Source organism: Pedobacter polysacchareus (genome assembly GCF_019802255.1).
Classification (GTDB): Bacteria; Bacteroidota; Bacteroidia; order Sphingobacteriales; family Sphingobacteriaceae; genus Pedobacter; species Pedobacter polysacchareus.
This window is the reverse complement of sequence record NZ_JAHYSS010000005.1, coordinates 306,173-319,114: the sequence shown is the minus strand read 5'-3', so window position 1 is coordinate 319,114 and position 12,942 is coordinate 306,173. Positions and strand designations below refer to the sequence as shown.

11 protein-coding genes are annotated in these 12,942 nt (G+C 37.9%); all 11 read right to left on the bottom strand.

The features are described from left to right. Positions 1–7: 7 nt before the first annotated feature. Positions 8–1,072: a GNAT family N-acetyltransferase gene (locus K7X70_RS15955; protein ID WP_222537988.1), complete on the bottom strand. Its 1,065-nt coding sequence runs from the start codon at positions 1,070–1,072 to the stop codon at positions 8–10. A 40-nt stretch (positions 1,073–1,112) separates the two neighbouring features. Further along, positions 1,113–1,610: a GNAT family N-acetyltransferase gene (locus tag K7X70_RS15950; RefSeq protein ID WP_222537987.1), complete on the bottom strand. Its 498-nt coding sequence runs from the start codon at positions 1,608–1,610 to the stop codon at positions 1,113–1,115. 47 nt (positions 1,611–1,657) lie between these two features. After that, complete coding sequence (locus tag K7X70_RS15945) at positions 1,658–2,461, bottom strand: phytanoyl-CoA dioxygenase family protein (RefSeq protein WP_222537986.1); 804 nt, start codon at positions 2,459–2,461, stop codon at positions 1,658–1,660. 54 nt (positions 2,462–2,515) lie between these two features. Next, a complete protein-coding gene (locus K7X70_RS15940) occupies positions 2,516–3,553 on the bottom strand; it encodes a GNAT family N-acetyltransferase (protein WP_222537985.1) in 1,038 nt (345 codons plus the stop codon). A 38-nt stretch (positions 3,554–3,591) separates the two neighbouring features. Continuing rightward, positions 3,592–4,740 (bottom strand): glycosyltransferase family 4 protein, encoded by a 1,149-nt coding sequence (locus tag K7X70_RS15935; RefSeq protein ID WP_222537984.1) that lies wholly within the window; start codon positions 4,738–4,740, stop codon positions 3,592–3,594. A gap of 245 nt (positions 4,741–4,985) precedes the next feature. Next, the gene (locus K7X70_RS15930) at positions 4,986–6,293 is read right to left on the bottom strand and encodes a pectate lyase family protein (protein WP_255607311.1); all 1,308 of its coding nucleotides are present in this window, start codon (positions 6,291–6,293) and stop codon (positions 4,986–4,988) included. 323 nt (positions 6,294–6,616) lie between these two features. Next, complete coding sequence (locus K7X70_RS15925; protein ID WP_222537983.1) at positions 6,617–7,738, bottom strand: NAD-dependent epimerase; 1,122 nt, start codon at positions 7,736–7,738, stop codon at positions 6,617–6,619. 77 nt (positions 7,739–7,815) lie between these two features. Next, on the bottom strand, positions 7,816–9,660 hold the full coding sequence (asnB, locus tag K7X70_RS15920) for an asparagine synthase (glutamine-hydrolyzing) (protein ID WP_222537982.1): 1,845 nt from the start codon (positions 9,658–9,660) through the stop codon (positions 7,816–7,818). 39 nt (positions 9,661–9,699) lie between these two features. Continuing rightward, positions 9,700–10,806: a glycosyltransferase gene (locus K7X70_RS15915; protein WP_222537981.1), complete on the bottom strand. Its 1,107-nt coding sequence runs from the start codon at positions 10,804–10,806 to the stop codon at positions 9,700–9,702. A gap of 48 nt (positions 10,807–10,854) precedes the next feature. Next, positions 10,855–11,748 (bottom strand): glucosamine inositolphosphorylceramide transferase family protein, encoded by an 894-nt coding sequence (locus K7X70_RS15910; protein WP_222537980.1) that lies wholly within the window; start codon positions 11,746–11,748, stop codon positions 10,855–10,857. 87 nt (positions 11,749–11,835) lie between these two features. Then, positions 11,836–12,933, bottom strand: a complete 1,098-nt coding sequence (locus K7X70_RS15905; protein ID WP_222537979.1) for a glycosyltransferase family 4 protein — start codon at positions 12,931–12,933, stop codon at positions 11,836–11,838. Positions 12,934–12,942: the final 9 nt, after the last annotated feature.

The following is a 12,942-nucleotide window of genomic DNA, read 5'->3' as shown; positions in this document are numbered from 1 at the left end:
TGAAGATTTAGATAACCAGTTGAAAACAACCAAATGTTAAACTATTTAGCACCGCCCGATACAGCGGAAAAAAATCTATATTTTTATGCTCATCAATTTCTCGCTGACTTACCAGCGCATGATAAACAGAATTATTGGACACATAACGCCAACTTTTATATTCCAGAAATAGATCTGAAAAGCCCGCCTTCCAATTAAATAAAGTGTCCATTTTAAAGCCTAATCCTCCTCCGAGGTGCAGGTATTTCATTCCTTCATTTCTACCAATCAAGGTAATTTCATCTACCAAAAATTTTGCAGGAGAATCCTTTAAATATTCTAGTTTCGTTCCCACCAGGTGTCCCTGAATGATACCATGAGTAAAGGTCACAATCATCCCACAAACAACCTCTTCTTTAGCACAAACCAATAACAGTCGACAATCAAATTCATCATTATCAATAAGGTAATTGAAATACGCTTTACTAAAAAAATAGCAATCCGAGGCTTCCACCCTTTCCATATTTTGGGTATACAAATCATAAAACAACGTGATGTCTTCCGGGGCCCTACTCTCTCTAACTGAATAGCCCGCTTTCCATGATTGTTTGATGTTTTTCAGTGTGGTTTTCCTATACTTCTTTCGTTGTTCTTCAATAGAAATGGTTAAATCTATGGCTACTGTCTTTCCATTTTCATAAATGCCTCCAAATTTCTCAAACAACAAGTATTGATTAAAAAACGGATGAAGTCTTGAAAAAACACATACATTTTGTTCCGCATCTAAGAACTCTAAAAATGACACTTTAAAATTATCCATCATGCTGTCCTCTATATCTTCAAATTTCCGATTGGATATTGGGCCCGTGTATCCATAGACAGAGCTCAAATCAGAAAATAAAGAATCAGATATATTTCTTTTTAACAATGGGAAAGCGATGTAATTTTCATCTTCTTCATATACAAAAAGAATGGGATGGCCATCATGATCCAAAGAATGGTAGAGCCAGGTATGATAAAAATCATATTCTACAGCGGCATTGACATAAGCAGTCCATTCCTTCCTCTCAAGAAGGGTGATTAATTTCCTCATAGTATATAGGTTTAAAAAAATTAAAATACAGGCCAGCTGATTAGCTAAAGGGAGTGAATGTCTGTTTTGTCAGCAGCATTTTCAACTGATTGTGATGTTTGCCTACAGGAACAAATCCGAGTTTGTTATAGATTGAAAGGCCGGCGGCATTGTCTTCATGTGCAAATAGGAAAACGCTTTCCAGATTCAGCTCAGAAAACGCAGCTTCAAGAATAAGTTGGGTAGCGGCTTTCCCTATTCCTTTTCCCCAGAACTGGCGCTCCCCAATAAATAGATGAAATTCGCCTTGGCCATCTTTTAAATCAATCAATTGTATATTACCAATATATTGATCTGTCTCTTTTAAACAAATGGCAAAGCGCTTATCATTTGATTTCTCTAATTTAAGACGGAGCCATTCCGTTTCTTTTTCCATCGTAATTCCTGGCTGAGCAGGTTTAAATTCGGTATACACCCATACTTCTGGGTCATTACGCCATTGATAAGAGATTTTAGCGTCCGCTATCTCTAAGGGCCTTAAATAGACAGGATTATTCATATTATTCTATTTTAATAAATGATATTTTTAGGCTGAAAAGGACATCTCTAGCCTTGACCAGGTTGGTACATTCTTAAATGAGGGGGTTGATAGAACTCTTGCAAATTGGCAGAAATACGGGCGTTATATCCAATGACCTGCCTCAAATGATCATTTAAACCTTCTCCATATTCGTATCCCAGGAATCTGGGAAAATCAAACTGTGGTTTAAAAAATGGCCTGGTAAAGGTTAGCGTTAATGCTCTTCTTGGGCCATCAGTATTATTTACCCCTACAGCATGCCAGATGTTAGAATCAAATAAAATAATGCTTCCCTTCTTCGCCACTGCCCTGTCTGCCTGCTCGTAAAAAAACACATCGTATGGCTTAACATCTTTCTTATGAGATCCGGAAAGAAAATAGGTTGCCCCATTATCAAGGGTATAATCATCCAGTAAAACAATCATTTGAATCGCAATTTTAAAATCTCCGGTGAAGCTCCTGATGTCCCGATGAACATTGTGCACATAGGCTTTAAAGTTTTTAAAATTGAGCACTCCACTTATCCCATTTACAATATAATTGCCATCCAGGAAATGCCTCATTTCTCTATCGCAATACTTCTGGGACAAGAATGGCATACTAAAATTCTCTTTCTCCAACAAATGGTGCAGTGTTCCTTCCATATTTGTCTCAATACCATTCTGAACCTGAATTTTCCTTCTCATTAAATAGGCTGGCTCCAGATCATTGATTATGGTATTGATCATCTTCTCATCAACGGCATCTTCATAGATTACCCATCCATATTCGTCAATTGCATTCTCAAAGTCACTTAAAGTGGCTTCGGAATAAATAAATTTATTTTTCAAAGCAAATAGATTTAAAGGTTAAACTTTAGTTAATTATCGAATTTTAAAGAAATCTTATTTGATAGATAGCGCTGGAACGCGATACAATGGAAAATAGTTAACATTTCTACTGTCATTTCGCTCTTTTACCAGGTCATCATAAACTTGATGATCGGATACGAACCTCCAGGTATTGTCTTCCAGTAAAAGTCTGGAAAAAGAGTATTTAAATTTAAACAAGGAATCTTCCTTGCCTTCCAGACCACCACCAAGATGAAAATATTGCTTTCCGAGTTGTCGGCCGATGACGCTAATTTCATCTGTCAGCAATTTACTGGGAGAATATTGAACATAGGTGCTGGCAGTTGCAGAAAGATGATTACGAATTACATTTCCTGCACACATGATCACCGCGCCACAAATCATTTCTTCACCATCATAAATCAGAATCAATTTACATTCCTCTCTATTGCTTTTCAGGAGTTCCATGAAGTATTTCTCCTCATAGAAATAGCGTTTTCCGGCTCCCAATCTCAGCATATTTTCAGTATACATCGCTGTAAACAATCGGATTTCTTTGTCCGTACCTGCTTGTTTTATATGGTATGGCATCTTTCTAAGCTGTCTGATTTGCCTGGCCAGTCTCTTTTCATAGCCCGCCCTTTGCTCCTCAAGGGAAACAGAGAGATCCATATAGACTGTTTTTCCATTATCAACTAAACCTCCTATCTTTTCTACGAGCACCTTTTGATCAATGAAAGGATTTAGTCTGGAGAACAAACAGATATACCCCTCCACTTTCATGAACGCTAAAAAGGACTGTTTAAACCTTTCAAGCAATTGCTCACTGATGTCTCTAAATTTCAAGTTAGAGATCGGACCAGAATAGCCGTAAACTGAAGTTAAATCAAACAATCCGGATTTATTAATTTCCCGTTTTAACAATGGAAGAGCGATAAAAACATCATCCTCTTTATATACGAAAAGAATTGGCTCTCCATTTTTCTCCAGCGCATGATAATGCCAGGTATGATAAAAATCATAGTTCACAGCCGCACAAACACAATCAATCCATTCTGTTGATTGCTGAATAGTAATCAAGTGATATGACATGATAATTAATAATTACAATATGTCGATTTATTTATATTTCAACCAAGGTTCATGATCCTAAGCATATCTGCATTTACAAGATCCACATCAAACTTCTCTTTTGCAAAGCTCCTTCCATTGAGCCCGTACAAAACGATATCTGTGGTATTGTTGATGTAGTATTCCATTTTCAAAGCAAGCGCCGAAACATTTCTCACGGGAACTAAAAAGCCATTACGACCGACTGAGGAATTATGTATTGTCTCCCTACAGCCCACAGAATCACAGGTAATGATGGCTCTACCCATTGCCATCCCTTCCAGAATACACCTTGGAACACCCTCTCCGTAATAAGAAGGCAATACTACAATTGAAGCATTTTTTATGTAAGGTCTCACATCGTCCACTCTTCCAATGTATTCTATGGTATCATCAAATAGAATTTTGGAGAACAACTCTAAGGTAATGGAGTCGATATTATTATCAAAAGAACCAATCAGTTTAAATTTGGCATCGGGATACTTATGGCGGATGGTTTTGGCAGCTTCATAATATTCTTTAACTCCTTTAGCATTGATTAACCTGGAGATCATCAGGAAGCTAATATTTGAAGTATCGGGTTCGGTATACTCATAATGACTTAGGTCTACCCCAGAGCCATTTACTACAAATGCCTCTTGTTGCCGACTAATAATTCCGGTCTCCAATAGTTTATGGTAATCATCTTTGTTCTGAAAGATGATTCGAATTCCTTTATTACCTCTTAGGCTGATTTTAAGTAAGATTTTAGTGATGGCGCTAACCAACCTGTTTTTTGTCCCATTATTGCTGAAATTATAACCTAAGCCCGTTAGCATCGGGGTAATACAGGCTATCTTACATATTTTCGCAATCATTGTTCCATATATCACTGGTTTAAAAGTGTAGGGAAAAAACACATCTGGCTTGGTTTTTTTAATCAGTTTATGCAACTGAATGATATATTTAAGATCAGAAAAGATAGAGACATTACTTCCATTCAGGTCGTTCTCATATATCTTCACATGAAGGCTTTCTAACTTATCTCTAACCTGCTGTCTGGCAATAGTTGGCGTAAAAACAGCCACATTATTCCCTTTTACCAGCTCTTCAATAAGTTTACCACGAAATTCCAACAAGGTATGAGAAGAATCGCAGGCAATCAATACATTTTTCTTGTTATTGTCCATAATACAAAGCGATTTAATGCAATCAGAATCTATTATATAGGAGGAATTATGGCGGCCAGATTTATTAATCTGGAGCAACATAAGTTCTAATAAAAATACATTTGGGAGCTTCAGAAGATGAAGCACTATTAAAATCGAAGGCGGGAGCCCTTGTCAAAAAAGGGGATGATGATTAAAAACCATTCAAGCTACCTATATTGAAGGTAGCTTGAATGGTTAGCATGGTATTGTTTAGTTTTAAAATTTTATAAAGTTGCACCTGCACCTTTAGTTAAAACAGCCGGTACATCTGCTGCAGCATTTAGTGCTGATTTATACTCATAAGTTGGTACCCATGTAGAAGGAGCCGTAGTAATTTTGTTGCTACCAGAGCTTTCAAAAATGTTGGTACTTAAACCACTGATTACACCTGCAACCGGGCTAATCTCTGTTCTGATTGGAAGAGAAGAACCTTTGAAATAGTTATTTTCTACTCTAACTGTTGCGCCCATTAGTGAACCAACATAACCAGCATTCAACATATAGTTATTGAACACATGAACATTTCCGTATCTCACATCAGGAGTACGTTCCGAGATGTTAGAGAACAAGTTATGGTGTACGGTTACTTTTAAGTGGTTGGCATCATCCGGACGGGTATAGCTAAAACCGATCAGCATTGCTTTGTGATTGTCATGTAATTTATTCCATGATAAAGTCACATAATCAGCACCTGTTCCAACATCTAATAATCCATCATAATAATCCCAGTCGCTTACCAACTCTGATCCAAGATCGCAATGGTCTACCCATACGTGATGAGAACCTTCTTTAATGATAATGTTAGAATACGTACGCACTTTACTAATCGTCATATTTCTAACAATTACATTGTTCTTTCCGTAGATCAAAAGTCCTGCACCAATAAGCTTAGATCCGCTAAGACCCAAAATTGTTTTGTTAGACTCTACTTGAAGTAAACCTGTACCTGTAATCGTTCCAGATACCTGGATAATCAAAGGCGACTTCGAGCTTAAAGCACTTTTAAGCGCATCCAAAGTAGTTACGGTAACGGTTTGTCCACCAGCACCACCTGTAGTTTTCCCATTCACTGAAGCATAACCAATCGGTTCATTTCCAGCAACTGGAGCGGTAGGCTGCTCAGTAGTTGGCGGAGTTGGTTCTAAAGTAGCTCCACCCTGTCCGTTTACAGTATAAGTATACTTTTTACCGTTTGTTTTTGGATCTGAGTTATCAGAAGCTGATAAATACAGGAAATTTGATTTGTGGCTGAAACGCCCTTTTCCTTTAGTTCTGATGTCATCATGTGAAGAGTGAGCTGGGCCAATTTCTACTCCATTTTCAAAAACTCTTACTGTAGAAGCTGTTGGTTTCTCATTAGAATCGCTGGTTAATTTAGCATCCATTGGAATTCTTAAAGAAAAACCTCCATCCGAAGTCCCGGTAGAGACATTCACTTGCATTGGTCCTGAAGCTGATCCACTCACCAATTGTGAATCTAACACACCCGGGGTTTCATTAGTGAGGGGGTTATCAGAGTTCCCAGGTCTCATCCCCTCTTTTTTACATTGACTAAACGTTAAAATTGTTGATAACAATAAACTTAACACACACACTTTTTTTAATTTTTCTTTCAATCTTTCCATTAAACGCTCTAATTTTTAAATACAACTCCTAAACGGGGAGGTTGTAAAAAAATTGTATCTCAAAAGTTACAATGAGATACTGCATGGAGGCTTAATAGCAGCTCAAAAGTTAGGTTTCCAGCATTCAAATGAAGATTATATAACTGTAAAACAGGGTGTAAAGCTATTTCACACTTATTGCACATTTTTATTTCATGACTCTTAAATGACTTTTATTTCCTTAAAAAATACTATACTTTATTTCCATAGACAAGAATTTGATTTGATGGCCTGATTCTTGACCTTCTCCTCGCCTCTTTATGGTATCCATAGTACATCTTGTACCAGTCCACAAATTTATGCACCCCCTCTTTCACTGAGGTTGCTGGCTTGTAGTCCAGCTCATTCATTAGCGGCGTAATATCTGCCCAGGTAGCGGCTACGTCCCCAGATTGCATTGGTAAGAACTGTTTAATGGCAGAGATGCCGATATTTTCTTCTATTTCTTTCACAAAATCTAATAGTGTTACCGGTGCTCCTCTACCTATATTGAATAAACGGAATGGCACATTTGAACTCGCAGGATCTGGCTGAGCTGCATCCCAGTTCACATTAGCTTTTGCCGGCTGATCAATTAACCGTAGAATTCCTTCCACAATATCATCAATATAGGTAAAATCCCTACTCATATTCCCATTGTTAAAAATCTCAATTGGCTTACCTTCCATGATGGCTTTTGTAAAGATATACAAAGCCATATCCGGCCTGCCCCAAGGGCCATAGACTGTAAAAAAACGTAAAGCAGTAGTTGGCAGATTAAAAAGGTGGCTATAAGCATGCGCCATCAGCTCATTGCATTTTTTAGAGGCAGCATATAAGGATACGGGATGATCTACATTATGATGAACCGAAAAGGGCATGTTCGCATTTAAACCATAGACACTGGAAGAACTCGCATACAGGAGATGTTTCACATTGGCAAATCTGCAGCATTCCAGCACATTCAAGAATCCACTAATATTAGAATCTACATAGGCTGATGGATTTGTGAGACTATACCTTACCCCTGCTTGAGCTGCCAGGTTACATACGGCATCAAAATGATGGGTATTAAAGAGCTCCATCATCCCATCCTTATCGTTCAGGTCCAATTTCACAAATACATAGTTGTCGTATTTTGTACTTGCTATGGGCTGATCATAAACAATAAGGTCCGGAGAAATCCCAGTTTCTTCCAAACGCGCATGTTTTAAATTGATATCGTAATAATCATTGATTACGTCTACCCCAACAACTTCATCTCCTCTTTCCAATAAACGTTTTGCTAAATGAAAGCCTATAAATCCGGCTGTACCAGTTACTAAAATTTTCATAGTGATTATTTTAAGTGTTTAAATATGATTTTAAATTAAAAGGCATTTTCCTGGATGAAGCGAGAAATTGGAGCATTCTACTGGCGATAACAGCCCTTGAACCAAACTTCCAGTCCAAAAATGCAGAAGAGAATTTTCGCCCTTCTTTCATCGGAGATTTTAACTTTCGAGTCCAATAAATCTTCTATAAAACTTTTCTTAATGATTTTTGCATAAAGTGCATCCGGAGCGAGCAGGTAATCGTTGATAATATCCTTCAATTCGCCATTTACCCAAGATTTCAGGGGGATTTCAAACCCACGTTTAGGTTGATTGATCAGCTCTGCAGGCAGGTACCTGATCGCCAGGTCTCTCAAAATCGGCTTAGTTTTGAATTTATCTATCTTAAAATGATCCTGTAAGCCTGGGGCGAATTCCAATATTTCTTTGGATAAAAATGGACTTCTTCCCTCCAGGGAATGAGCCATTGTAGCAATATCCATTTTAGGAAGTAATCGACTGAAAAGCATCGATTGAAAATCCGTAAGGATGATTTTTTTTAAGGAGGTGATTGGCATTTGATTGACGGTCATCAGGTCTGCCGTGATCTCTTTCATCAATGGTTTACGAATAAATTGGTCTTCAAAGCCCACAAACAAGTCACAGGATGCCGAATTATACACCTTAAGCAAATCATCATAACCAGCTAACTTTAACAAACGATACACATAGTTGTAACTGCTTTGTTTTTCATTTGCAATTGGCAGAATGCTGGTCAGCATTTTTGCGGCAGTAGTACTTACTTTACCAGAGTTAAAAAAATCAAAATGTTTGAAAGGCACATAACGGCGATAACCACCGAATAACTCATCGGCTCCATCGCCATTTAACACTACTGTAATGTGTTTTTTTGCTTCTTTTGCTACATAGTAACTAGGAATCGCTGAATTATCACAATTGGGTTCACCATGGTTGATGAGTATTTTTTCTATATCCTTTTGTAAATCTGAAAAAGTGATGTCGACCACCGTATGGTTGGTCGAATATTTTTGAGCTACTTTTTGCGCCAAATGAGACTCATCATAGCTTCCTTCTACCTTAACGGTAAACGTCTTTAAATTTGTGGTATGTTCGGCTGCTATTGAGGTCACCAATCCGCTATCAATCCCACCGCTTAAAAATGCCCCGACATCCAGATCTGAACTATCAATCCTTCTTTTTATCGCCAAATGAAGGTGATGGTCTAACCTTTCAATCGCATCAGCATACTTTAATTTATTCTCTTGCTGATAGTAAATAGCCATATCAAACCATTTCACCTTTTTACTGAGATTGGTATGGGTGTCTATCTCCAGATAACAGCCATTTTCCAACTCTGTTACCCCTTGATAAGGAGTGGCTTTTCTGTAATGATAGCCCAGATAGAGGTAATCCGCTATGGCCGCATAATCTATTTCTGGACGCACCACTTTGGATAGAATATTCAATTCAGAAGAAAAAACGCATTGCAGTCCTTTAACATATACATAGAGTGGTTTCTTCCCTGCACGATCTCTGGCGAGGTAAAGCTTTTTTTTGATGGAGTCATATAAGGCAAAGGCAAACATGCCATCGAACTCTTCCAACATTTTCATTCCAATGACCTTGTACAACATCAAAATGGTTTTCGTATCAGAACTTGAAGAACTCTGCAAGCCATATTTTCTCCTGATATCCAGGTGATTATAAATCTCCCCATTAAAAACAATAGTGAGCTCTTCATATTTCATCGGCTGCTGACCTTGGTCAGTCAGGTCCTGTATGGCCAGTCTGGTATGGTATAACTCCAAATTATCTTGTTGGACATGGCGTTGCTCATCTGGCCCACGATGAAACAAATCACGGTAAATATGTTGTTGGTCTTTACTGGAATTAAAATTTAAGGTTCCAAATATTCCGCACATGTTTTCTGATTTTAAGCGTTAAATTGAATTTGTAGCTAGTTATTGTGATAAGAATCCTGATAAAGAAACCACCTTGTTTTCAGCAAACTGTCCGATTAATGACAGCCAGTCCTGCAAGACCTTTTCTTCTGAAAAGTATTGCTCAATATGTCGCCTTCCATTTTTCCCCATTGCCTCCCGTTCCTGAACTGGCATATGCATGATGCGCTTCATTTTTGAAGCAAGCTCTAGAGCATCGCCTTGTTTAAAAAGAAAACCACCATCCACATTTTCAAGTAACTCTTCAATACCAGCAACGGCGGATGCAATTACAGGTTTTTGATAGGCCATGGCTTCCAATAATGCGTTTGGCATCCCCTCTAAAAAGGAGGAAAGCACAAAACCATCTGCTTTCTCCAGAAAAGTACTGGTCTCTGTTTTTAATCCCAACAGATTCACATGGTGCGCTATATCCAATTCTTTAATCATTTCAAAAGGCCAATCCTGATCAAATAAATTACCCAAAACATCTAGTCTAAAGTTTTCATTTTTCATTAAGGATATCGCTTTAAAGAGCGTTACATAATCCTTTTCAGGAACAAAATGTGCCATTGAAATCCAGACAAAAGGTTGCTTCACTGGATGGTTATCGCTTGTCCTGGAAAGAGCAGGAATAGAAATGGCATTATTTATCACCAGGCCTGGCTTCTTAACCAGCTTATTTTGTTCAAAATTAGATTTCGATTTGTAAGAGTTATACACTACTACATCGTCCCAATCTGCGGTTAGCTTAAAGAGCACGTACCACTTATTTGCAATCACGGGGGTTCTTATGGAAGAGATCAGGTTAAAACCAAACCACATTTTTAGAAAACGAGCAAAAATGATGGAGATAAACATAAACGCAATGACCACATCCGGATTAAATTCCCTGACTGTCTTGTATAGCCGTAAAAGATTCGAAAAAGGACGACGACTCCAGCTTTTGAGAAACACCACATCCAGGCCTTCTCTTTGAAAATCAATATTGAAATCATTTATAGGTTTTAAAGAAACTACCCTCACCTTGTACTGCTGACTTTTTAGAAACCGCGCAATTTTAATCAGCTGCGTTTCTGCACCACCTTTACGTAGGCCCGTTGTAATAAACAAAACATGCTGTCCCATAAGTTCGAATAACTAAAAGCCCTTGTTTTCTAATATTTGCTAAGTGGATCAATATGATCTTTGATAGAAGATTTTTTTCAATAAGCGGTGTACAGGAGTGATTGGCGAATGCCTTCTTCTTTTGCCATCTACAACGATAAAATCTTTGGCGAAGCTGATGTTATGCATTCCCGACAAGTAAGGAGCTTCAGGATACAATTCAAAGTCCTCTTCAGACTCAAAAGTACTGGACGTAAGCGCGGTTATTTTATTGATGATAATGGAACCACCATATCGGATCTCCAGGTTTTGCGTTGGCCTATACAGCACATCATCAACTAGGAACAAACTCCCTGCTCCCCTGCAATTTTTAAAGTTTACCGGAATCGGGTTCTGTGCATGAGGAAGAAATTCTCCATCTAAATGTTCCGAATAATAGATATACAATTCATTTAACTTGCCATCAATGTTTGTAAATAACCAGTATTTACCATCATAATGGACAATAGAACTGTCTACATAACGCGCATCGCTTAACAAGACCCTTTTCTTTAAGATGGCTGTAGGATTTTCAGGATTTACCTGATAAAGGCTAACTTCTCCAATATCAGCAGTTTCCGGGATACAGTAAAATGCTGATTTGTCTTCAAAAATATAAGGGTACGAAAAATGGATATCATTAGGCAAAAACCCGGTTACCTTTTGTTTAGAGCTAAAATCAAAGTTCTTAATCTGGGAAATTTTACCTTTTATTTTCCAAAAATTGAGCTCTTCATAATAGATATAAAGGTTTGATTTGATATTGACTACAAAGGGATCTGCAGAATAATCTGCCTTATCTTCCTTAAGCCATAACACTTTCCTGCTAAAACCTTTCCTAAGCACCAAATCTCGCTGAGACTGCCTGATCATACCTATATTCCATTTATCGGCGCCAAAATATCTATCAATAACGTTATTCATAATGATCAGGATAAAGCCGGAATCAAAGGAATCGCCAGCTATAAAAAATTAGATGATTTGATGGTTGGATTTATATTGAATGCAGCACTATAGACTATAGAGCTGGCTATGTTTTTTTTCTGAAGCGCTAATATGATAGGTTGACCTGAATATATTTTTACTATTCTCTCTTATTTTGGGTTGATCAGCATAAAATACAGCTTCCCGGATGGCCTGATAATAACTATCCACTCCCTCGTCCTTACTTAAGAATCCTGTAACCTCATGGTCAATCATATTCTTAATACCACCTACTGGGGTGCAAATAGAGATACAACCCACAGACAGCGCTTCAATCAAGGAAATAGGCATCCCTTCATAAAAACTTGATAAGCAAAAGAAATCAGCGATACTCAGGTAATCCACGATGTTATCTTTTCCTCCCAGAAATTCGATGTAATGATCCCCTTCTGTGAGCTCCAGCAGTTTTTGATACAATGGTTCATCGCGCACATCGCCGACAATTAGCAGCCTGCATTTCTGTTCTTCTGCGGCGTTAAACTGCTGTACCGCTTCAATTAGTAATCGTTGATTTTTTACTTTAATGATCCGGCCAACATGCACAAGAAGGGAGGTATTAGGCGCTCCTTTGTATTTATTCTGCAAACTTAAATACTCAGCTGTTCTGGTTAGAAAGGGCCTACCATTTTCAATAATGATTTCGTTTTCCAGTCTATAGTATTTACGGAAGGACTCACTTCCATCTTTGGAAACTACAATAGGTCTGATTAAATTTCTTTTATAGAGGTTCTTCCTCAGGAATTTCAGGAAGCGCCCTGGGCATTCCGCCTCTGCTGTAGAGTGTATGGTGTGAAAAAACTTGGTTTCTGTTCTTTTAAGCCTATAAAGCAGCAAATATTCTAAGGAGTTTAAATGAGAGTGAACGACATTCATTTTCTCTGCGATCAGCCAGTTGGTCAATTCTAAAAGAACTTCCATACTAAATCCTGGTGTTTTATAAAATGAAGCGTAGTTTACTTTATCAGAGATCTCGTTCACAAAAGTAGTTTCTGGATCATTGTCAGAAAGTGAGATTAAGTACACCTCATTTTCACTCTTCTCTGCGAGTTCATTACATAAATCAACCACAAAACGTTCTGCGCCGCCTCTTCCCAAATCTCCTACAATATGTGCTATTTTAGTCATAATTAAACA